Source organism: Nonomuraea antri, from assembly GCF_013283785.1.
In the GTDB taxonomy this organism is placed as follows: Bacteria; Actinomycetota; Actinomycetes; order Streptosporangiales; family Streptosporangiaceae; genus Nonomuraea; species Nonomuraea antri.
On the sequence record NZ_JABCPZ010000015.1, the window covers coordinates 37,060 to 58,846 of the forward strand.

Below are 21,787 nucleotides of genomic sequence, written 5' to 3' on the forward strand. Positions count from 1 at the left end.
CGTTTCTAGGGCCACAGATGCACCGGCAGCCCCGTCAGCGCCAGCTCCCGGTAGCGCCGCACCAGCCGTTCGGTGTCGCCGCCGAGCCGCTCCAGCGTCTCGCGCTGCCAGGCCGCGCCGGTGCGGCGCAGCCGGGTGCGCTGGGCGATCACGTCCAGCGCCCGGTCCACGTCGTACGGCGTCACCCCGGCCGCCAGCAGCGCCGCCCGCGCCTCGGGCAGCAGCCGCAGCACCAGGTCGGCGGCCTCGTGCTCGCCGTCGAGCCCCGGCCAGGACAGCTTGGCGTCCAGCCCGTGCATGGCGGCCCGGTAGAAGTTCTGGTACGCCTCGGCGAAGCGGTAGCCGGTCAGGTCGCGCTCGGCCTGCGACAGCGTCAGCCCGAGCAGGAACGCGGTGTTGGCCGCCATGTCCGCGCACGAGGGCCCGGCCGGCAGGGCGCGCAGCTCGATGCGCAGGTGGCCGCCGTCGGCCGGGTCGTAGACGGGCCGGTTCCACTGCCAGATCGTGCCCTGGTGCAGGCGCAGCTCGGGCACCTCGCGCGGGTCGGCGTCCGCGCTCAGGTCGGGCACCACCGGCTCGTAGTCGCGCACGTACCGCTCGAACAGCTCGTAGGCGCCCTCGCGCACCCAGTCGGAGCCGAACGTGACGCGGCCGTCCCTGCGCTCGGGCCGCTGCACGTCCCGGTCGTCGGCGGCCTCCTCCATCAGCGCGATCCTGGTCTCCTCCCACAGCCGCCTGCCCAGGAAGAACGGCGAGTTCCCACACGCCGCGAGCACCGGCCCGATGGCGAGCTGGGCGGCGTTGAACAGCCGGGCGAACCGCTCGGGCGGCGTGCGGACGTGCACCTGCCAGGAGGTGTTGGCGGCCTCGAGTATCACGTCCTCGACCGACAGCTCCAGCTCGTCGATCTTGACCAGGAACGGTTCGAGCCGCAGCCGGCGCAGGCCCCGGCTCATCGCCCGGTACCGCTTCTGGTCGCTCATCGCGCCGGGGGTGAAGTCCTCGGTGCTCAGCGTGGGCAGGATGCCGATGGGCAGCGCGCCGCCGCCCTCGACCGTCTCGTCCACCTTGGCCAGGGTCTCCTGGATCTCCGCGCCGAGCCGTTCGAAGGGTTCTCCGGCCAGTGACATCGGGGTGAGGTTGACCTCCAGGTTGAACCGGCCCAGTTCGAGCACCACGCGGGGGTCGTCGAGCCGGTCTCGGGTCTCGCTGTTGCGCGGCAGCGGCCTGCCGTGCTCGTCGATGAGGAACAGCTCCAGCTCGGCGCCGATCGTGGTCGGGCCCTGGCCGAAGCCGGGGGTGTCGAGCAGCTCGCGCAGGACGCCGAGCTGCTCGTCGAGCCGTTCGCCGAAGCGCACGAACTCCGCCTCGGTAAAGCGCTCTTTATCCAGGTCTCGTCCCATCACCCCCTTCTGTCCGATTGGTGTGGATTGACACCTCACCAGCGGATCGGACCGGCATCCTCCAGGTAGGCGCCGGTAGGCCCGTCCGCGCCGAGCGTCGCGAGCTCGACCGCGATGGCCGCGCCCTGCTCGGCCGTGCGGAGGCCGCTGTGCCCGTTCAGGTCGGTGGCGCAGTGGCCCGGGTTGGCCGCGTTCACCTTGATCGGGGTGTCCCACAGCTCCTTGGCGTAGCTGACCGTGATCATGTTGAGCGCGGACTTGGAGGAGTTGTACGACAAATAGTTGTGCACCCAGAACGGCCCGTCCACGTCCATGGCCAGGCCCAGCGACCCGAGCTCGCTCGACATGTTCACGATCCGCGCCGCCGGCGCCCTGCGCAGCAGCGGCAGCATCGCGTTGGTGACCGTGACCACGCCGAACACGTTGGTCTCGTAGACCCGCCTGAGGTCGTCGACCGGGGTCGCGCTCGGACCGGCGTCCTCGTTCCAGATGACGATGCCGGCGTTGTTGACCAGGATGTCCAGCACCCCGTACTCGTGCTCGATCCACTTGGCGGCGGCGGTGACGCTGCCGGCGTCCGTCACGTCGAGCCGGACGAACGGCTGGCCGAGCCGTTCCGCGGCGGCCCGCCCGCGCTCCTCGTCGCGCGCTCCCACGATCGCGGTGATGCCGCGCTCGCCGAGCAGGCGGGCGATCTCGTAGCCGATTCCCTTGTTGGCGCCCGTGATGAGGGCGGTCTTCGTCATGCCCATCACGTTCGCGCAGGCAGGAGCCCCGCGGGAGAGACCCGGCGAGGCTGGGATCGGCGATACCACCCACGCGGGCCACGGCCTGCGCGGCGCCGGGTTCGCCGCGGTCCGGACGGAACCCGAGGCCGAGCAGCGCAGGGCTTGCGCGCGTCGCGGCGGTTGACCCTAAGCTCGTGAGATGCGCGCGGTTGCCTTCGACGTCTTCGCCGGTGAGCTGGACCTACGTGAGCTCCCCGACCCTTCGCCCGCTCCGCACGGGGCGGTGATCAGGGTCGAGGCGACCGGGCTTTGCCGCAGCGACTGGCACGGCTGGCAAGGACACGATCCCGACATCACCGTGCTGCCGCACGTGCCGGGACACGAGCTGGCCGGCGTGGTGGAGGCGGTCGGCTCCGGCGTGCGCCACTGGCGGCCGGGCGCCCGCGTGACCGTCCCGTTCGTGTGCGCCTGCGGGAGCTGCCCGTCCTGCGCGGCCGGGCAGCAGCAGGTGTGCGAACGCCAGACCCAGCCCGGCTTCACCCACTGGGGGTCGTTCGCCGAGTACGTGGCGATCGACCACGCCGACGTCAACCTGATCGCCGTCCCCGACGACATGACCGACGTGACCGCCGCCGGGCTCGGCTGCCGGTTCGCCACCGCGTTCCGTGCCGTCGTCCAGGTGGGCGAGGTGCGGCCGGGCGAATGGGTGGCCGTGCACGGCTGCGGCGGGGTCGGGCTGTCCGCCGTCATGATCGCGACGGCCGCCGGGGCGCGTGTGGTGGCCGTGGACGTCAGCGCCGACGCGCTCCACCTGGCCGAGCTGGCCGGGGCCACCCACTTCGTCAACGCCGCGGCCGGCGACGCGGCCGCCCAGGTGCGCGAGCTGACCAGGGGCGGCGCGCACGTCTCCATCGACGCGCTGGGCAGCGCCCAGACCTGCGCCGCGGCCGTCGAGAGCCTGCGCCGCCGGGGCCGGCACGTGCAGGTCGGGCTGCTGCCCGGCGGGCCGACGCCGGTGCCGATGGACCGGGTCATCGGCCACGAGCTGCGGCTGCTCGGCAGCCACGGCATGGCCGCGCACGCCTACCCGCCCATGCTGGAGATGATCAGGGCCGGCGTGCTGCAGCCCGACCAGCTCGTCACCCGCACCATCGGCCTGGCCGACGCGGGCAAGGCGCTGGCCTCCATCGGCTCGGTGCCGGGCGTCACGATGATCACTCCTCGATTTCCACTCTGAGCGTCCTGAGCACCAGGGCGAGCATGCCGTAGTGGGCCACCAGCATGACCAGCTCGATCCTGCTCGCCTCGTCGTAGCGGTCGCACAGGGCGGCCCAGGTGGCGTCGGTCAGGTCGCCGGCGTAGTGCAGGTCGTCGGCGACCTGCAGCACCAGGCGGTCCTCGACCGGCCAGAGCGCGTCGGGCTGGCGCACCCACTCGATCTCCTCCGCGCTCAGTCCCGCCTCGCGGCCCAGCCGCGCGTGCTGGTGCCATTCGTAGGCGCTGCCGCTGTGGTAGGCGGTGCGCAGAATGGCCAGCTCGCGGTCGCGGGGCGGGAGCGTGCCGTCCAGCAGCGCGCCGCCGAACCGCAGCCAGGCGCGGTAGAGCGAGGGATGCCGGCCGAGCGTGGTGAAGATGTTGTACGGATTGGCCTTCTGGAAGTCGTCCCATTCTTCCGGTGGTAAGGGCCGTACGCGGGGAGTCATGATGTGTACCATTCCCCCGCATTTCAGAATATGAGCAGGCGTCGGACAGGAGATCGGGTCTGACCGCGATGCGGCCGACACTTTTCACATCAGGGTCAATACGGCAGGATGAAGTCACCTGACGGGTGTTGTCCAGTGAACGGCAAGGACCGCAAGTGATCCGAACGTTGCTCGCTGAGGACATGAATCTGGTACGTGGCGCGATCGTGGCGTTACTGGCCTACGAGGAGGACATCGAGGTCGTCGCGGAAGTCGAACGAGGCGACCACATCCTGGCCGCCGCCACCGCCAGCCGCCCCCACGTGGCGGTCATCGACATCTCACTGCCCGGCCAGGACGGCCTGTCCGCCGCCGCCGAACTGCACGACAAGCTGCCCGAGTGCGGCGTGCTGATCCTCACCGGGGTCGGGACACCCGGGCTGCTCAAGCGGGCGCTGGACGTGCACGTACGCGGCTTCATGGCCAAGGACGCCCCGCCGTCGCAGCTCGCCGACGCCATCCGCAGGGTGGCCGGCGGCGAGCGCGTGATCGACTCCGAGCTGGCGATCGCCGCGATGAAGCCGACGGAGGCCCCGCTGACGCAGCGCGAGCTGGACGTCATCGAGGCCGCCGCCGACGGCGCGTCGATCGCGGAGATCGCCGCCACGCTGTTCCTGGCCGAGGGCACGGTCCGGAACTACCTGTGCCGGACCACCGCCAAGCTGGGCGCGCGCAGCAGGATCGACGCCATCAGGATCGTGCGCGAGTCGGGCTGGATCTGAGCCGCGCGTCGGGTCCGGTGTGCGCGGCCGGTCAGGCGTCGAGTCCGGTGTGCGCGGCCAGGAAGGCCAGGACGTCGGCGGCCAGCCCGATCGAGCGGCTGACCGCCCGCGCGCCGTGGCCGACCCCGGTCTCGTTCCTGAGCAGGACCGGCCGGCTCCCGCCGGTCGCCCACTGCAGGGCCGCGCACATCTTGCGCGCGTGCATCGGATCCACCCGGGTGTCGGACGCCGAGCAGGTGAACAGCGTCGCCGGATAGTCCACGCCGCGGCTCACCCGGTGGTAGGGCGAGTAGGCCAGCAGCCAGCCGAGCTGCGCCGGGTCGTCGGGGTCGCCGTACTCGCCGGTCCAGGACGCGCCGAGGCCGCTGCGGTGGTAGCGGACCATGTCGAGCAGCCCGGCCGAGCACACGGCCGCCGCGAACAGGTCAGGCCGCTGGGTGATCGCCGCGCCCACGAGCAGGCCGCCGCCCGATTCGCCGCAGATGCCGAGCCGCCCGGGCGTCGTCCAGCCGTCGGCGATCAGCTTCTCGGCGGCGGCGGTGAAGTCGTCGAAGGTGTTCTGCTTGCGCTCCAGCATGCCGTCGCGGTGCCACGACTCGCCTTCCTCGCCGCCGCCGCGCAGCCCGGCGATGGCCAGCACGCCGCCCGCCTCCACCCAGGCCAGCGAGTCGGCGGCGTAGCCGGGCGTCAGGGGGATGCCGAAGCCGCCGTAGCCGGTCAGGATGGCCGGGCGCGGCCCCTCGCGGCCCGCCAGGGCGACCACGACCATGCGGACCCGGGTGCCGTCGGCGGAGGCGTACTCGACATGGTGGCTCTCCATCGCGGGCATCGCCATGCCGGCCGGCGCCGGCGTTCCGCCCGGCCCAGGGGACCAGGGGGTGGTGTCGCCGGTCTCGGCGTCGTAGCGCCACACCCGGCCGGGGGTGACGGCGTCGGTGTAGACGAACCACGCCTCCAGGCCGCCCTCGGGACGGCAGGTGAGCGAGGCGATCGAGCCGCTGCCCGGCAATGGCACCTCCCCCGTCCGCCGGCCGGAACCGTCGTAGCGGACGATCTCGCCGACCGCGTGCCTGGTCCTGGACACCAGCAGGGTGCCGTCCTGGAGCACGGTGAACGCGCCCAGCACGGCCTCCGGGTCCTCCGGGACGAGGTCCCGCCAGCGCGCGGGCTCGGCGGGATCGGCGACGCAGAGCCGGCGGCGCGGCGCGTCCCTGTCGGTGAGCAGGTAGAGCCGGCCGTCGCAGGCGACGCCGCCCGCCGTCCTGGCCGCCACCCCCACCTGCGCCGGGCGCGGGCCGAGCTTGTCCGGCGGCCCGGCCGACAGGTCGGCGAGCCACAGGTCGTTGCCCGTCGGGGTGGCCGCGGAGATCGCCAGCCAGCGGCCGTCCGGGCTGATCTGCACGCCGTACGAGACCGGGCCCCTGGTGAAGACCGGCACGTCGGCGCCGCCGAGCGTGCGCAGCCGAACGCCCTCGCGGAAGCGCACGTAGTAGAACGCCTGCCCGCCGGGCAGCCAGGCGACCGGCGAGTACCGGCAGCCGCCGACGGGGCCGTCCACCGGCTCGCCCGAGTCGACGTCGATGACGTGCAGGTCGGCCCGCTCGTCGCCGCTGCGCGAGATCTGGTAGGCCAGGCGGCGTCCTTCCAGGTCGGGCTGCCAGTCGTCGAGCGTGGTGAGCCCGGACGGGTCCAGCGCCATCGGGTCGAGCACCGGCCGGTCGTCGCAGTACAGCACCGGGTGCTCCTGGCAGGCCGTCTGGCTCTGGTGGAAGCGCCGGCCGCCGCGCCAGACCGGCGGGCTCACCATGCCGGTGACGCTCAGCTCGGTCAGCCGGGCGGCGAACCGCTCGCGCCCGGGCAGCCGGGCCGCGCCCTCGCGCCACAGCTCCTCCTGCTCCACGAGCCAGGCGGCGGTCCTGGGGTCGTGCGGGTCCTCCAGCCATCGGTACGGGTCGGCGATCCGATGGCCGTGACGGTCGTCGACGACGTCGTGCCGCTCGGCGGCCGGGTGGGTGGCGGGCCGGGCTTCATCGGGCAAGGTCATGAGACGGGCTCCGGGTTCCAGTGGCCGGTGAGGTCGGCGTACAGCGGGGAGACGGGCACCAGTTCGTCGTGGGTGCCGAGCAGGGCCCGCTCGCCGTCCATGAGCAGGATGCGGTGCGCGCGGCGGGCCGAGGTGAGCCGGTGCGCGATCACGACGAGCGTGCCGCCGCGGCGCGCGAACGCGGTCTCGACGCGGGCCTCGGCCGCGTGGTCCAGATGGCAGGTCGCCTCGTCCAGGATGACCAGCGGCGCGTCGGCGAGGTAGGCGCGCACCAGGGCGACGAGCTGGCGGCGGCCCGGCGACAGCGCGGCCGGGTCGAGCACCGCGTCGTGGCCGCCCGCGCGGTCCGCCAGGTCGGCGGCGCCGAGCGCGGCGAGCGCGGCGGCCAGCCGCTCGTCGGGCACGTCGGCGGCGCACAGGTAGGTGAGGTTCTCGCGGAGCGTGCCGCGGAACACGTACGCCTCCTGCGGGATCAGCACCCGCGAGGCGGGGCCGACCTCGGGCGCGGGGACGCCGCCGATCAGGATCTCGCCCCGGTCGGGGCGCAGCAGGCCGGTGATCAGGCTCGCCAGCGTGGACTTGCCCGCGCCGCTCGGCCCGACGACGGCCAGGTGCTCGCCCGGTTCGAGGGTGAGGTCGAGGCCGTCGACGACCGGGGCGGCGTGCGGACCGTAGGAGAAGGTGACGCCGCGCAACCGCACGACGGCGTCCGGCCTCGAAGGCGCGGGTGCAGGCGCGGGTGCAGGTGCGGGCCCGGCGGCGGGCACGGCGGCCTCCGCGGGTGGCGGGGTTTCTCCCGTGATGCGGTTCAGCGCCGCGAACAGCCGGATCGCGCTCACCCCGAGCCCCTGGACCAGGCCGTTCAGCGCGGGCGCGAGCGACTGGGTGACGTAGGCGAGCGCGCCCACCACGACGCCCGGCCCCGCGCCGCCGTCCAGCAGCCACGGGGTGCCGGCGAGCACGAGGAGCACGGGCAGCCAGCCGCCGACCGCGAGCGCCGCGGTGCGCGCGGCCGTCACAGCGGCCAGGGAGCGGGCCGCCGCCGCCTGGCACTCCACCCGGCCGCGCAGCCGGTCGCTCACGCCGTCCTCCAGCCCGCAGGCCTCGATGTCGCGCAGCGCGCCGGCGGCGGCGGTCATGCTCTCGTTCAGTTCCTCGTCGGCCAGCAGGAACGCGCGCTGGCTGCGGGCCAGGCGCGGCAGCGACGCCAGGAACAGGCCGAGCCCGGCGGCGAACGGCGGCAGCACCAGCACGAGCGCCTGCGGAGCCAGCGTCAGCAGCCCCAGCACCACGCTGACCAGCGTGAACGCGAACCCGCGCACGGTGGTGACGACGGCCGCGAAGGCGTCTCTGGCCAGCTCCACCTGCAGCCCGGCCCGGGCCACGGCCGAGCTGTCCCCCCTGGCCGCGCCTGAGCCGCCGGGCCGCGCCGCCTCGCCCAGCGTCCGGTGTACGACGTGGGTCAGCAGGTCGTCGCGGAACGGCTCGGCCATCGCGGCCACCGCCAGCACCACCTGGCGGGCCGCCACGGCGGCCAGCAGCCACACGCCGCCGAGCGCCGCCAGCCAGGCCACGCCGGTCAGCGGGCGGGCGGCGGCGAAGCCGTCCTCGATGGCGCGGGCGACGGCGTGCCCGATCAGGAACGCGGGCCCGGCCTCGACCAGCGACCACAGCCCCAGCCTGAGCAGCAGGGACGGCTCCCGGCGCAGCGCCGCCCACACCATCGCCCGCCCGGCACGGCTGCCGGACGGCGGTCGCTCCCGCCGGTTCACGACGGGTCTCCGTCGGCGGCCGGCTGGAAGACGGCGCGGTAGTCCGGGTCGTGCCAGAGCAGGTCGTGCGGGCCGCAGGCGCGTACCTCGCCGCGCTCCAGCCAGACGATCCGGTCGGCGCGGGCGGCGGTGGCCAGGCGGTGCGCGACGATGAGGCTGGTCCTGCCGTGGGCGGTGAGCGCCCGGGTGACCTGGCGTTCGGTCACCGTGTCGAGGCTGGAGGTGGCGTCGTCGAGCACCAGCAGGCGCGGCGTGCGGGCCAGGGCCCTGGCCAGGCCGAGCCGCTGGCGTTCGCCGCCCGACATGGGGGCCGCCGACAGCCGGGTGGCGTAGCCGTCGGGGAGCTGCCGGACGAAGGCGTCCGCGCAGGCGGTCCGCGCCGCCTCGACCACCCGCTGGTCCGGCACGCCGGCCGCGCGCCGCCCGGAGTGCGCCGGGTGGCCGTCGATGGCGGCCGCGATCGTCTCGCCGATCAGCGCCGGACGTTCGAAGGCGCAGCCCACCGCCTGACGCAGCGCCGGGCGGGCCAGCTCGCGCAGCGGGACGCCGTCCAGCAGGACCGCGCCCTCGGCCGGGTCGGACAGGCGGGCGGCCAGCGCCGCCAGCAGCGACTTGCCCGAGCCGGAGAGACCGACCACGGCCGTCACCGAGCCGCCGGGCAGCACCAGGTCGCCGACGCGCAGCCCGTCGGCACGCACGCCGCGGAACTCCAGCCGCCCCGGGCCGCAGGGCAGCGACCGGGTTCCGTAGGGCGTGGCGGGCACGTCGAGCACCTGGGTGACGCGTTCGGCCGCGGCCCGCGCCCTGGCCAGGCCGCCGAGGTAGCCGAGCGAGGTGCTCAGCGCCGCGCCCAGCACGGCGTAGCGGGCGGCGGCGTACAGCTCGCCCACGCTGAGCTCGCCCGCGGCCAGCCGGAGCCCGCCGACGGCCAGGACGGCCACCTCGACCAGCGGCACGACCAGCCCGGCCTGGACCCCCGCCGAGGCGTTGGCCCGCCACAGCCGCAGGCCGTGCTCGCGCAGGCGCGGCAGCGGCGTCAGCACCCGGCGCGCCTCGCGCCCGGCGGCGCCGGCTGCGGCGATGGTCCTGGCCCCGGTCAGCGCGTCGACCAGGCGGGACGCGATCTCCCCCTGGACCTCCTGGTAGCCGCCCGCGATCGTGGTCGTGGTGCGCAGGAAGGCGCGCAGCACGTACAGGATGAGGACGATGCCGGCCGCGAGCGTGAGCGTCAGCAGCGGGTCGATGAGGGTGAGCGCGACCAGCGCGCCGACGGTGGGCACCAGCGTGCCGAGCGCGCTGGTGACGGTGTCGGGGGCGCGGCCCACCTCCTCGGCGTTCAGCCCGGCCCTGGTGACCAGCTCGCCTTCGGGGAAGCGGCGGGTCATGGCGTGACCGGCGCCGAGCACGTGGCGCAGCACGCCGAGCCTGAGCCTGGCCGCCGCGTACGCGCCGCTCGCGCCCCGGGCCCAGACGCCCAGCGCCTCGCAGACCATGACGAGCGCGACCACCGACGCGCACAGCGCCAGCCAGGACAGCGCGGGCCGGCCCGCGACGAGGAGGTCCACGGTGCGGCCGACCAGGTAGGGGACGGCCAGTTCCGCGGCGGCGCCCAGGACGGCGGTGGCGGCCAGCACGGCCGGCCACGGTCCGCCGCGCCGCACCGTGCGCATGACCAGCCGGTCGGCTGCTCGCACCCCTCGCCTCCCTTGCGGTGGCCGGCTCACGCCTTTACGAAGTATGTCTGTTTTATCCGGGGGAGCCCCCGCGCCGTCGGTGACGGCGCGGGGACCCGGCACCACGTGATCAGTGGCACAGAGCGACACTCAGGTTGCTCGGCTTGCCGGAGTGACACGTGAGAGCAGTCAGCGTGCTGCCGCCGCTGGCCACGTCGCTGGCCGCGGGAGCCTCCAGACCCTGCAGGTCGAGAAGAACCATTTTCGTTACACCTCCTTCCGGGGGGCTCCGAGGTCAGGCCGCTCGGGTGCGGCCTGGAGGAACGGCAGGTGGCCCGGTCGGCCGCCCAGGGCGGTGCCGAGGGCGAACAGGACACCCGCCGTGCCGGTCGCGAAATCCATGGACAGGCGCAGCAGTTGGTCGCCGGGGAACGCCAGCCCGCCGCCGTACGGCAGCGCGTGCCAGCGCAGTCCCGCGATCTGCGCCTCGAGGTGCGGGTCGAGCCGGTCCGGTGCGAGCGGGTCGCGGGCGAAGGCGGCGATGATGCCGGCCCGCCCGGTGAACAGCCCGGACTGGACGAAGAAGCCGGAGCGGGCGACCAGTCTGAGGTCGCCGAGCGCGCGGCGGAAAGTCTCGTCGTCGCGGTGCACCAGGTAGCGCTGGAGCACCAGGGCGATGCCGGCCGAGCCCTCGTCGAGGTACGGCAGCAGCCGCCAGCCCTGGTTGACCTGGAGTGATCCGTCGTCGGCTGCCCGGCAGCGCCTCAGGTCCTGGCGGAGCGCGGTGGCGGCCAGGTCGAGCAGCGCCGGGTCGCCGGTGTGCTCGTAGGCGTGCAGGAACAGCAGGGCGGGGCCGCACGAGCCGTGCAGGAGCCCGGCCCTGGGGTTCGTGCCGCCGCTGGTCTCCGGGACGTCGTCGGCGCCGCCCAGCCGCTCGGCGCAGATGTCGGCCGCGCGCAGGGCCAGGTCGCGTTCGCCGAAGTGGAGCAGGTTCAGCCCGATGCCGGACAGCCCGGACGACAGCGCCGACTCCAGCTTGTCCCACTTCTCGCGCAGGCAGACGGTGAGCAGGTCGCGCGCGTCCTGGTGGTGTCCGAGCAGGTCCAGCACGTACGCGATGCCGTGCAGCCCGTCGTACAGGCCGAGTCCCGAGCCCTGGACCGGGCGGCGGGCGCGATCGCGCAGCCACTTCTCGTGGTCGGGGAACGGGCCGAGCCCGGCGTGGTGGAGCGCGTAGAGCACGCCGGCCGCGCCGTGCGCGAGGTTGAGCCCGCCGCCGGGCTGGAACTGGGCGATGTCGCCGGGGAAGAGCCGGTCGTCGCGGTCCGGGGTGGCCGCCGCGGTGATCGCGCGGCCCATCGCGTCGCGTAACTCGGGCCAGGCGCCGGGCAGGTCTCGGGCCGGTGGCTCGCCGTCGTCCGTCCCGCGGATGAGGTGGACGGCGGGTGCGAGGTCGGCGTCGGCGAGGGGGAACGTGTCGGCGACGATCTCGCCGAGCTGGACGACCTTCGCCCGGTGCAGCGGCAGCATGATGGTGCACTGCGGGGCGAACAGGCCCAGGCGCAGGCAGGCCATCGCGTACTTGTCGGCGTCCACGCCGAGCCGGTCGGCCGGGGCGGCGAAGGCCGGGTGCGCGAGCGCGGCACGGGCCCGGTCGGCGGCCAGGGTGGCGACCTCGTAGTCGATCAGCACCACCCGGCCGCTCTCGGTGAGCAGGATGTTGTCCGGGTGCAGGTCGCCGAAGACCACCCCGCGCTCGTGCAGCGACTCGACGGCGTCCGCCACCTGCCGCAGCGTGTCGAGCGCCCAGGTGGTGTACTCGGCCAGGTCGTCGGGGGTGCAGGTGGCGCTGGTGAGCGGGTAGCGGCGGACGAGCCTGCGTTGCAGCGGCGTGCCGTCCACGAACTCCTGCACCAGGAAATGGTGCTCGCCGAGGGTGAAGTAGTCGCGGAAGGCGGGCGCGGCGGGCAGGCCGCTCAGGCGCTGGAGTATGTCGCGCTCGTGCTCCAGCCTGGCGACCGCGTCGCGGCCGGCCGCGTCGAGCCCGGCGTGCGGCCTGGCCTCCTTCAGCACCAGCCGCTCCCCCGTGCGGGTGTCGGTGGCGAGGTAGACGCCGCCGCCGTTGGAGAAGTGCAGCACGCTCTCGATCCGGTACGGCAGCTCGCCGGTGGTCACCGCGTTGCGCGCGGCCAGGTGGGATTCGAGGAAGGCCGGCAGGGTCGTCCACGGCGGGACGGAGAAGGTCGAGCCGCGCACGTCGGGCACCAGCGTGCCGTCGCCGTCGGCCACGGCCAGGACGCGTTCGCCCGCCCCTGACAGGCAGTGCCGCTCGGCGAATCCGCCGTAACGGACGAACAGCGGGCCCTGGCCGTAGCGCAGGTCACTGAGGATGTACGGGCCCTGGACGCCGCGCAGGAGCTCGTCGAGTTCCTTGAGCACGAGTTCGAGCTGGACCTCGTCCCTGGGGTAGATCGTGATCAGCTTGCCGCTGGAGGCCCGGGAGGCGGCCTTGGAATTGACCATGATGAGCACCGGGGCGCCGCGCAGGAATTTGAACGCGATCGCGTGGGATACGCAGTAATCCCAGACGGTCTCGATGGCCTTCTCGGCGTCGTCCAGCCGGGCGGACACGTGGATCTTCCAGCCCTGGGCGGGCAGCGGCGCCTCGCCCAGCGGGGCGTAGTAGCACCAGGTGTCCGTGGCCTGGTGTGCCCATCCTTCGGGGAGGGGTCTGCGCAGAATGGGGAAATCAGCCTCTGCCGCGCTGTGATCGAAGGTGTCGTAGAAATTGGGATCTGCGAGGCAGTACAGCTCGTACTGCTCCATTCCGACCTCCCGGGGTGAAGTTCCATGGAAATCCTGCCCCGGGAGCGCGGTGGCGGGCTAGTAACACCCGTTACCATCGATATGTGGCTATTTAAATGGCATTTGTGTGTTTTTCACAATGGATTGGGTGGACATTGTTTTCTTCCACGGGACGTAAACGCTGAAGGTGAATTGGCCCGTCCGCGAAGACCTGGCCTCCAGCCAGCCGCCCAGCACGGACACGCGGTGGGCGAGGTTCGGCAGCCCCAGGCCGGGGTCGCCGGGCCGGCTGCACGGGCGGACGCCGTCGTTCCTGATCGACAGGCGCACCATCTGCTCGCGCTGGAGCAGCTGGATGTAGCACTGCCGGGCGTCGGCGTGCCGCAGCACGTTGGTCACGCCTTCACGCAGGGCGTGCGTCAGCGCCTCCTCGACGTCCTCGGGCAGGTCCTGGCAGGACGCCTGGATGTAGCAGCGCACCTGCACCGACTCCAGCAGCCCACGCGCCGAGCCCAGCTCGGCCACCAGGGACGAGCCGCGCAGCCCGTGCGCCACCGCCCGGACGTCGGCCGACACGCGGCGCAGCAGTTTCAGGGTCTCCTCCACCTCGTCCATGGCCTTGGCGTCCTTGGCCTTCATCAGGCGTTCGATGAGCTGGACCTTCAGCACCAGCGCGGTGAGCCGGTGCCCGACCAGGTCGTGCAGGTCGCGGGTGAAGCGGCGGCGCTCGCGGCGCACGGCCTCGTGCAGGTCGTCCGCGCGGGCCTCGCCCAGGGCGTGCGCGCGCGTCGCCAGCGACACCAGCGCGTACTCGGTCAGGCCGATCAGCGGGACCAGGAACGCCCAGAGCACGTCGGCGTCGGTGCGCCCGGAGTCGGCGAGCCCGACGAATCCGCTCGACAGCGCCGCCACCGCCGCCGCCAGCCCCGCCACCAGCGACCGGCTCTGCGTCGCGGCCAGCAGCAGCGCGCCCGCCAGCAGCCCGCACACCGGCATCCAGCCCGCGCCAACGAACGGCAGCGGCGGATACGTCACGGCCGCGAGCACGGCCACGATCCACCACTCGACGTCGTGCCCGAGCAGCGCGTTGACCACGAACTTGGCGTGCAGGACGAGCACCACGATCAGCAGCGCCGCCCCCTGCAGCGCGAAGCCGGCCTCGGCCAGGCGCAGCTGGACCGGCGCGGCCAGCGCGGTCGCGCCGGCCAGCAGCCCGAGTCCGCCGAGCCACAGCGGAGACGACGATGTGATGACCCGTAATCTGCGAAGGAGTAGGCGCTGCGTGCTTTCCACCTCACCCCCTGTACATGTTTGGTCAGAATGAATACGGAGTGTGGCGAGAACACTCACCCGTGTCACGTCCCTCTAATCGACCCTGATGCGGGCCATTGTGTAAAGGCCCTATGTCCTGCGTGAACACGCTGGCCTTCCCTGACACGGACGACTTAGGCAGACCATCGGGTCATAAGCTGGGCGCTATGGAATACGCACGACTCGGATCCACCGGGCTGAAAGTTTCTCGCATTTGCCTGGGCATGATGAGCTACGGAGATCCGTCCAGGCAGGAGTGGGCGCTGCCGGAGGATCAGGCCGAACCGATCATCCGCAGGGCCGCCGACGCCGGGGTGACGTTCTTCGACACCGCCGACATCTACAGCAGCGGTCAGAGCGAGGTCGTGACCGGCAACGTGCTGCGCAAGATCTTCCCGCGCCGCGACGACTACGTGCTGGCGACCAAGGTGTACTTCCCGATGGGCCGCGCGCGCAACGACCGCGGCCTGTCGCGCAAGCACATCCTCTCCGCGATCGACGCCTCACTGAGCCGCCTCGGCACCGACCACGTCGACCTGTACCAGATCCACCGCTGGGACGACGAGACGCCGATCGAGGAGACCATGGAGGCGCTGCACGACGTGGTCAGATCGGGCAAGGCCCGCTACATCGGCGCCTCCACCATGTGGGCCTGGCAGTTCGCCAAGGCCCAGCAGGTGGCCGAGTCCCACGGCTGGACCAGGTTCGTCTCCATGCAGAACCACTACAACCTGCTATACCGGGAGGAAGAACGGGAGATGCTGCCGCTCTGCGCCGACCAGGGCATCGGCGTGATCCCGTGGAGCCCGCTGGCGCGCGGCGTCCTGGCCCGCGCGGGCACCTCCGCCACCAGCACGGCCCGCACGGGCGCGGACGCGCGGATCGACTTCCTGTACGACCCGGACAACGACGCGGCGATCCTGGAGCGGGTGGCGCAGGTGGCCAGGGAGCGGGAGCTGCCGGCGGCGCAGGTCGCCCTGGCCTGGCTGCTGCACCAGCCGACGGTCACGGCGCCGATCGTGGGGGCGACGAAGGACCGGCATGTGGATGATGCGGTGGCGGCCGTTGGGGTGGGCTTGACCGAGAAGGAGATCGCCTTCCTGGGGGAGCCTTATCGGGCGCGTGAGGTGCGGTTCTAGGCTCGCTCGGGCTTGACGGGCATGGGCCTGCGCCGAACGGCGCGCTCCGCGCGATCGGGGCTCCGGGCCGCGTCCCGTGGGGGGCTCCGCGCCCCCCACACCCCCACAAGGGCATCGCCTTCGCTCCGCTCAGACCCCCTGCTGGGGGCTTTCGCCCCCGGGCGAGGGGCTTCCGCCCCTCGCGCTCCCCGGCCCTCTGGCCAGTCGGGTGAAACGAGGAGACCCTTGCGCGGCTGGAGGGAAACGTACGTCTCAGATGGCGGAATCCGGATTCGGATGGGCGGTCGCCACGGCAGGCCGACTGTTGATCAGCGTGGCCGGATCTCCCAGCTGGGCCGCTGGAGCCGATCGTTGTGCACGATGATGTCGGCGCGCTCGGCCGGGCGGACCGTGGCGAAGTAGAGCCGCTGGGAGGGGATGTAGCGGTCGCGCCAGGACCGTTCGATCTCGGCGGTGCCGGCGGCGGAACCGGCCGGCGCCGTCCCGCGCTCCCTGGCGCGATCCACCGTCCGCTCGAACGGGACCGACACGAAGATGCTCAGGTCCCACCGGTCGATGAGTTCCGGGCGCAGGAGGAAGACGCCGTCGAAGAGCAGCACGGCGTTCGCGGGAGCGGTCGCGGCCGGCGGGGACGCCGGGGCGTCGGTGTCCCGGTCGTAGACCGCGTGCTGGAACCTCCGGTCTCCGCCCGGGCCCAGCGGATCGAGCAGGACTCGGCGCAGCGCCGCGTGGTCGTGGGCGTCGAAGTAGCAGCTTTCCGCCGAGTACCGGCCGCGCCGGTAACGCTGTGCGCGGGGGAAGAGGAAGTCGTCGATGCCGGCGCGGATCACGTCGCGGGCCTGCGCGCGCAGGACGACGGCGAGTTCGTCGGCCAGCGTGGTCTTGCCCGCGGCGGGCGGCCCGTCGATGGCGACCCGCAGCGGGTGCGCGGCCGTGACGGATCCGATCGCTTCGGTCAGCGCGCTGATGAGCTCACCGCGGGTGCCATGATCCATTGCCGCCCCTCTCCGTTTAGTACTGCGCGCGTGAGCCCACGACTCGCCGCCGCTTGTTCCGCTTGTTCCGCGCAACGGCGAGATGGCGATCACCGTACGCGGCCTGATCCGGGACGACTCGCCTCTGGGACGGACACCCGAACCGCCGGCCATGACCATGCCGGCCCGTACGGCCTCCTACGACTCCGGGTAGAAGCCCGGGCAGCCCAGTTGCTCGAACCAGCTCGGCGGTTCGGGTGCGGTGAACGCGGTGGTCATCGCGTCCAGCCAGGCGGTGAACGTGGGGAAGTCCGGGGTGGTGTTGGCCGGGTCCTCCCAGTTCCCGTCCTCGACGTAGCGGGCGCGCCCGTCCTGATCGTCGTAGTGGTGGTAGTAGACCGGGTACTCGCCGTCCGCGTCCGGCTGGGTGACGTCGAAGCACCAGACCGCGTCGTGATCCGCGTCCGCGAGGGCGAAGCCGACCAGGTGGTTGGTGGACAGCCACCGGCCGTCGCCGCGGTCCACGCGCTCGGGCATGTGCACGAGATCGGAGTTCAGCTCGACGATGGCGTCGTCACCTACGACGACGAACTCGATGGACGCGTCGGACGAATCGTCCCGGCGCATACAGGCGAAGGTGTTGTGCTCGGCGAGGAATGCCCGGTAGCTGGGCGGAGCCGTCCAGTCGACGGTTCCGAAATGGGGCTTCAGCCCTGTCTCGCGGTCGCGGACGGCTGCGGCGGAGGCGGGCTCCGACGCCGTGATGACGACCGTTCCGGATTCGGCGGCGCGGCGGAGGATCGCCAGACTCTCGTGTATCGACATCACGGTCCTTGATCGGGGGATCGTACGGCTATGCGGGCGTGGGCCCGACGACTACAGGTGCTTGATTGTGGCCGATTTCGAAGACGATGAGCGGTCCGCAGACCGAAGATCACCGGACGATCCTCAGCGATCGTTCGCGGGTTCGCGCTGCTCCGGGTGCCACACGTATCGGATGTCCGGCTCACTCTCCTCGTTGCCGTGGCCGTCGGTGCGTTCCACGGCGACGAAGCCGTGCCGCTCGTAGAAGCGTTGCGCCGGGACGTTGACCTGGAACGTCCACAACGCCAGCCCGTCCGGACGGCGCTGCTTGGCCAGGTCCACGAGGCGATCGCCGATGCCCCGGCCCCGCCAGGACGGGTCGAGGTAGAGCTGGTCCAGGTCCTCCTCGCCCAGCACCATCATGCCGACGACCGGGCCGTCGACCGTCGCCACCCAGGTCTCACGGCCGGGCACGACTACGTCCCGGAACCAGGACCGCACCTCATCGTCGGTGTGGGCTCGGCGTACGGTCGGAAGTGCGGCGGTGTAGGAGCGCAGCCACACCTCGGCCACCGCGGCGGCGTCGGCGTCGGTCGCGCGGCGGACGACAAGGTTCTCATTCTTCACAGCGACGCATGCTCGCAGAATCACCCCGGGGACCGCATCCGAGTTCTCCGTTCCTGGCGAGGGGGCGGTCAGTGGAGTTCGGATCGGGCGATCTCCAGCGCCGTCCAGTCCTCGAAGGAGAGCCCGTAGGCCGAGGAGAGCCTTTTCAGGGTTTCCGCGCTCGGGACGGCGGCGGCGCGCTCGAAGTCGTCGATGGTCGATGCCGCGATCCCGGCGCGTTCGCCCACCGTCCGCACGGTCAGACTGGCACGTTCCCGTGCGGCGCGCAGGTTCCTGGCCAGTTCCCCGGCGGGGCCGGACGGGAAGGTGGCCGGGGCGGTCGGTTGCGGGCGTGACCGGTTGCCGGACTCCGAGGCGACCGGCGCGGAATCCGGTAGCGTCGCCCATCCAGCGGCCAGGACCACGACCGCGAGCACCGCGACCGCCAGGATCCAGGGCACGCCGCCGCCACTGCCGCCTGTATCGGATGAACCGGAGGTGGGGGTTCGGCGCGCGTGCGCACGTACTCGCGTTACCTTGCCGCTTTTGAGGCGTCGCCAGTGAGACCGGACGGGAACCATGCGGCGAGATTAAGCTCCGCCTCCGACAGGATTTCCGGCAGCGGCGGCGAAAGTAAGTGAATTACATCGGTGTCGCGAGGTTTAGCTTACTGAGGCGTTAGCCTGACGCCATTCTCCCTCAGGTCGGGGCTTGTGCCGCGAAAACCATTTCCGGGGTTCGGATTTCCTCGGTTCAATCGAGGGATGCGAACCATTCCCGCCGTGATCCCGTCCCTTCCCGATGGCCGCGATGAGCGACACCGTCGCTGAGCCCGCCGAGCTCAAGGACGCCGACGCCGTACTCGCCTACGTCCGCGCGCACCCGGACGACGTCGCGCTGGTGACGCAGGGCCTCAGCCACAATGCCGAGCGTCCCACCACGGTGGCGTCGGTCGTCAAGATCGTCCATCTCGCCGCTTACGCCGACGCGGTCCGCGCGGGAAGAGCCGCGCCGGACGAGCCCGTTCCCGTGCGGCTGTGGAACGCCTACCACCTGCCCGAGACCGATGGCGGCGCCCACGACGCGGCGCTCAACCGGCTCCGGCCCGGCGCGCACGTCACGCTGGACCAGCTCGTCTCCGCCATGATCGAGGAGAGTGACAACGCGGCCGCCGACCTGCTGCGCGACCGGCTCGGCGCCGACGCGCTCGACGAGATCGCGCGAACTCGCGTCGGCACCGTCAACGGCGAGGCATTGCGTATTTACGGCGGCTGCACGCTGCCTCCCGACGTCTGCCTGCGGAACTACGTCGAGGCTGGAGAACGGGTGCGGCTCACGTCTGTTGACTATGAGCAGGAGGTGGAACTGGTCAGCACCGTTTCCCGCGTCGCGCCGGGCGTGTTGCACGGAGTTCTCGGCGAATTGAGGAAGGACGAACTGGCGAGCCGGCACCTGGAATGGCCGATGCGCCTGCCCGGCGCCGATCCCGGTGACCGGCTGATCGGCGCGAAGACGGGCGCCATGCCAGGCGTGCTCAGCGAGGCCGCCTACCTGGTGCGGCCGGGTGCGGAGCCGCGTGAGATGGTCCTCGTCCTGCGGCGGCTGGCCGAGACGACCGTGCGCTCCGGGATGCGCGGTTACGCACCCCATTCCTTCCTCATGCGCATGGCGGCCGACCCGCGCTTCTTCGCGAGCGTTCGCGCCGCACTGGAATGAGGACGGCTGATCCTCAGCCGTCGACGACCGCGATCGCGTCGACCTCGATCAGATATTCGGGCCTGGCCAGTGTCTCCACTCCCACGAGGGTGTCGACCGGCTTGTGGTCCCCGAACAACGCCACCCGGGCCGCCTCGATCACCGGCAGGTATTCGGGGCGGTGATGAACGACGAAAATCGTCATCTTGGCGACCTGTTCGGGCCGGGCTCCCGCGGCGGCCAGTGCCCGGCCGAGGTTGGCGAACACCTGACGCGCCTGGGCGGCCAGGTCGCCGGGGCCGACGAGGGCCCCTTGGGCGTCCTCGGGTTCCTGACCGGCGATGAAGACCATCCTGCTTCCCGTCGCCACGATGACGTGGGTGTAGGTGGGCGGAGTGGGCAGGCTGTCCGGGTTGATGAGTTCGAGTGCCATCGAAGCGGTTCCGTCCTGTTCGTGATGCCGTGGACTGCGGGCGCCACGGCCGTCGCTGATGCGGGACGGGGCTCGCCGCCGGTCGCGGAGCCGGGGGCAGCCCCGGAGCGCGCGGCGCGGACGCTCCGCGAAGGCCCGCGCCCATGAGGCATTAAATCTCCTGATGAGCCCGTGCTTTTTTCGTCGGAGCCAGATCCTAAGGTGGTTGCATGCGGGCTAATGAGGAGGCGGCGGCAGCGCTGCAGGAGTATGCGGAGCTGTTCGCCCTGAGCGGGGGCGACGCGTTCCGGGTGCGGAGCTACCAGAAGGCGGCCAAGGCGATCGCCGGGTTCCCCGAGGACATCTCGGTCGTCGACGTGCGCAGCGTGCCCGGGGTGGGCGAGGCGATCGCCAAGAAGATGGAGGAGTTCCTGCAGCGCGGGAGCTTCCGGCAGCTCGACGACCTGCGCGGGCGGGTGCCCGACGGGGTGCGGCGGCTGACGCGGGTGCCGACGCTGGGGCCGAAGACGGCGATCATGCTGTACGAGGACTTCGGCATCGACTCCACCGAGGCGCTGGGCGAGGCGATCTCGTCCGGGCGGCTCGACGGGGTCAAGGGCCTCGGCCCCAAGACCCTGGCGAACCTGCTCAACGGCATCGAGCACCTCGAACAGGCCGGCCGCCGGGTGCACGTCGGCGTCGCGATGGCGCTGGCCGAGCAGGTGCTGGCGTCGTTGAAGGCCGAGCGGCTGGCGTACGCGGGGTCGCTGCGGCGGATGAAGGACACGGTCGGCGACATCGACATCCTGGCCGTGGCGCCGGAGTCCATCATGGCGGAGTTCCGGGCGCAGCCGTACGTGGCCGAGGTGATCGCGGCCGGCGACAAGAAGACGTCCATCCGCACCACGACCGGCATCCAGGTCGACCTGCGGCGCATTCCCGCCGAGTCGTGGGGCGCGGCGATGCAGTACTTCACCGGCTCCATGGAGCACAACATCGCCACCCGCGAGCTGGCGGTGAAGAAGGGCTGGAAGCTGTCGGAGTACGGGCTGTTCGAGGGCGAGAAGGTGATCGCCTCCGAGACCGAGGAGGAGATCTACCAGGCGCTCGGCATGCAGTACGTCCCGCCGCCGCTGCGCGAGGACGGCGGCGAGGTCCAGGCGGCGCTGCGCGGCGAGCTGCCGCGGGTGGTGGAGCTGTCCGACCTCAAGGGCGACCTGCACACCCACACCAACCTGACGGACGGCGTGGCCTCCCTGGAGGACATGGTGGCCGCCGGTCACGCCCGCGGATACTCCTACTACGCGGTCACCGATCACGCCCCTGACCTGGCGATGCAGCGCATGACGCTGGACAAGGCGCTGGAGCAGCGGGAGCAGGTCGCCAAGCTGCAGCGCGAATATCCCGGCATGCGGATCCTGCACGGCACCGAGCTCAACATCGCGCCCGACGGGTCGGTCGACTGGCCCGAGGAGGTGCTGCGCGAGTTCGACGTGTGCGTGGCGTCGGTGCACTCGCACTTCACGCTGTCGCGGGAGGAGATGACGCGCCGGTTCATCGCGGCCTGCGAGAACCCGTACGTGGACATCATCGGCCATCCGACGACCCGCAAGATCGGCAAGCGCGCTCCGGTGGACGCCGACTGGGACGCGATCTTCCGCTGCGCGGCCCGCACCGGGACGGCCATGGAGATCGACTCGTTCCCCGACCGCTCCGACCTGCCGTCCGACCTCGTGCGGCTGGCCAAGCACCATGGGGTGAAGTTCTCGATCGACAGCGACTCGCATGCGATTCCGCATCTGTTGAACCAGCGGTTCGGGGTGGGGATCGCCCAGCGGGCCTGGCTGACGACGGACGACGTGATCAACATGTGGCCGCTGGATCGGCTGCTGGAGTTCCTGGGGCGGTGACCGGCCCCGGCGCGACGGCGGCGGTCGCACGGCGGCGGGGGTAGAGC

19 protein-coding genes are annotated in these 21,787 nt (G+C 72.2%); 5 read left to right on the forward strand and 14 right to left on the reverse strand.

What is annotated here, in order from left to right:
- Positions 1 to 5: 5 nt before the first annotated feature.
- Together HII36_RS07790 and HII36_RS07795 are read right to left on the reverse strand one after the other, a co-directional pair.
- Entirely contained in the window at positions 6 to 1,403 is a 1,398-nt protein-coding gene (locus tag HII36_RS07790) for a glutamate--cysteine ligase (protein ID WP_173522387.1), read from the reverse strand.
- A gap of 35 nt (positions 1,404 to 1,438) precedes the next feature.
- Positions 1,439 to 2,149, reverse strand: a complete 711-nt coding sequence (locus HII36_RS07795; RefSeq protein WP_328807632.1) for an SDR family oxidoreductase — start codon at positions 2,147 to 2,149, stop codon at positions 1,439 to 1,441.
- Between the two features lie 181 nt (positions 2,150 to 2,330).
- Between HII36_RS07795 and HII36_RS07800 the strand changes: the two genes are divergently transcribed.
- Positions 2,331 to 3,368, forward strand: coding sequence for a zinc-dependent alcohol dehydrogenase family protein (locus HII36_RS07800; protein ID WP_173522388.1), 1,038 nt, complete (start codon positions 2,331 to 2,333; stop codon positions 3,366 to 3,368).
- Here the strand turns inward: HII36_RS07800 and HII36_RS07805 are convergent.
- A complete protein-coding gene (locus HII36_RS07805) occupies positions 3,346 to 3,834 on the reverse strand; it encodes a carboxymuconolactone decarboxylase family protein (protein ID WP_173522389.1) in 489 nt (162 codons plus the stop codon). The two genes, HII36_RS07800 and HII36_RS07805, sit on opposite strands and share 23 nt — an antisense overlap.
- Before the next feature lie 155 nt (positions 3,835 to 3,989).
- Here HII36_RS07805 and HII36_RS07810 point away from each other — a divergent pair, with 155 nt between their 5' ends.
- Positions 3,990 to 4,595, forward strand: a complete 606-nt coding sequence (locus HII36_RS07810) for a response regulator transcription factor (protein WP_173522390.1) — start codon at positions 3,990 to 3,992, stop codon at positions 4,593 to 4,595.
- Between the two features lie 31 nt (positions 4,596 to 4,626).
- On the opposite strand, the gene HII36_RS07815 is transcribed toward HII36_RS07810, so the two are convergent.
- The 6 genes from HII36_RS07815 to HII36_RS07840 all read right to left on the reverse strand — a co-directional run bounded on the left by HII36_RS07815 (position 4,627) and on the right by HII36_RS07840 (position 14,182).
- Complete coding sequence (locus HII36_RS07815; protein WP_173522391.1) at positions 4,627 to 6,639, reverse strand: prolyl oligopeptidase family serine peptidase; 2,013 nt, start codon at positions 6,637 to 6,639, stop codon at positions 4,627 to 4,629.
- A complete protein-coding gene (locus tag HII36_RS07820) occupies positions 6,636 to 8,411 on the reverse strand; it encodes an ABC transporter ATP-binding protein (RefSeq protein WP_328807633.1) in 1,776 nt (591 codons plus the stop codon). Before HII36_RS07820 ends, HII36_RS07815 begins: the two co-directional genes overlap by 4 nt.
- On the reverse strand, positions 8,408 to 10,105 hold the full coding sequence (locus tag HII36_RS07825; RefSeq protein ID WP_173522392.1) for an ABC transporter ATP-binding protein: 1,698 nt from the start codon (positions 10,103 to 10,105) through the stop codon (positions 8,408 to 8,410). Before HII36_RS07825 ends, HII36_RS07820 begins: the two co-directional genes overlap by 4 nt.
- Before the next feature lie 109 nt (positions 10,106 to 10,214).
- Positions 10,215 to 10,346, reverse strand: a complete 132-nt coding sequence (locus HII36_RS07830) for a SapB/AmfS family lanthipeptide (protein ID WP_173522393.1) — start codon at positions 10,344 to 10,346, stop codon at positions 10,215 to 10,217.
- 5 nt (positions 10,347 to 10,351) lie between these two features.
- Complete coding sequence (gene lanKC / locus HII36_RS07835; protein WP_173522394.1) at positions 10,352 to 12,910, reverse strand: class III lanthionine synthetase LanKC; 2,559 nt, start codon at positions 12,908 to 12,910, stop codon at positions 10,352 to 10,354.
- A gap of 87 nt (positions 12,911 to 12,997) precedes the next feature.
- Positions 12,998 to 14,182 carry a sensor histidine kinase gene (locus HII36_RS07840; protein WP_173522395.1) on the reverse strand — a complete coding sequence of 395 codons (1,185 nt, stop codon included), beginning with the start codon at positions 14,180 to 14,182 and terminating at the stop codon, positions 12,998 to 13,000.
- Positions 14,183 to 14,367: 185 nt separating this feature from the next.
- Between HII36_RS07840 and HII36_RS07845 the strand changes: the two genes are divergently transcribed.
- Positions 14,368 to 15,339: an aldo/keto reductase gene (locus HII36_RS07845; RefSeq protein WP_173522396.1), complete on the forward strand. Its 972-nt coding sequence runs from the start codon at positions 14,368 to 14,370 to the stop codon at positions 15,337 to 15,339.
- A 308-nt stretch (positions 15,340 to 15,647) separates the two neighbouring features.
- Here HII36_RS07845 and HII36_RS07850 read toward each other — a convergent pair whose 3' ends face one another.
- From HII36_RS07850 to HII36_RS07865, 4 genes are all read right to left on the reverse strand, one after another.
- Positions 15,648 to 16,334, reverse strand: coding sequence for a cytidylate kinase family protein (locus HII36_RS07850; protein WP_173522397.1), 687 nt, complete (start codon positions 16,332 to 16,334; stop codon positions 15,648 to 15,650).
- Between the two features lie 177 nt (positions 16,335 to 16,511).
- Positions 16,512 to 17,138 (reverse strand): hypothetical protein, encoded by a 627-nt coding sequence (locus tag HII36_RS07855; protein WP_173522398.1) that lies wholly within the window; start codon positions 17,136 to 17,138, stop codon positions 16,512 to 16,514.
- A 123-nt stretch (positions 17,139 to 17,261) separates the two neighbouring features.
- Positions 17,262 to 17,744 (reverse strand): GNAT family N-acetyltransferase, encoded by a 483-nt coding sequence (locus HII36_RS07860; RefSeq protein WP_173522399.1) that lies wholly within the window; start codon positions 17,742 to 17,744, stop codon positions 17,262 to 17,264.
- A 68-nt stretch (positions 17,745 to 17,812) separates the two neighbouring features.
- Positions 17,813 to 18,184 (reverse strand): helix-turn-helix domain-containing protein, encoded by a 372-nt coding sequence (locus HII36_RS07865; RefSeq protein WP_173522400.1) that lies wholly within the window; start codon positions 18,182 to 18,184, stop codon positions 17,813 to 17,815.
- A 349-nt stretch (positions 18,185 to 18,533) separates the two neighbouring features.
- On the opposite strand from HII36_RS07865, the gene HII36_RS07870 reads away from it, so the two are divergent.
- A complete protein-coding gene (locus tag HII36_RS07870; protein ID WP_173522401.1) occupies positions 18,534 to 19,439 on the forward strand; it encodes a serine hydrolase in 906 nt (301 codons plus the stop codon).
- 13 nt (positions 19,440 to 19,452) lie between these two features.
- Here the strand turns inward: HII36_RS07870 and HII36_RS07875 are convergent, their stop codons facing one another.
- On the reverse strand, positions 19,453 to 19,851 hold the full coding sequence (locus HII36_RS07875) for a RidA family protein (RefSeq protein WP_173522402.1): 399 nt from the start codon (positions 19,849 to 19,851) through the stop codon (positions 19,453 to 19,455).
- 209 nt (positions 19,852 to 20,060) lie between these two features.
- On the opposite strand from HII36_RS07875, the gene polX reads away from it, so the two are divergent.
- Positions 20,061 to 21,740, forward strand: coding sequence for a DNA polymerase/3'-5' exonuclease PolX (polX, locus tag HII36_RS07880; RefSeq protein WP_173522403.1), 1,680 nt, complete (start codon positions 20,061 to 20,063; stop codon positions 21,738 to 21,740).
- The last annotated feature ends 47 nt before the right edge of the window (positions 21,741 to 21,787 follow it).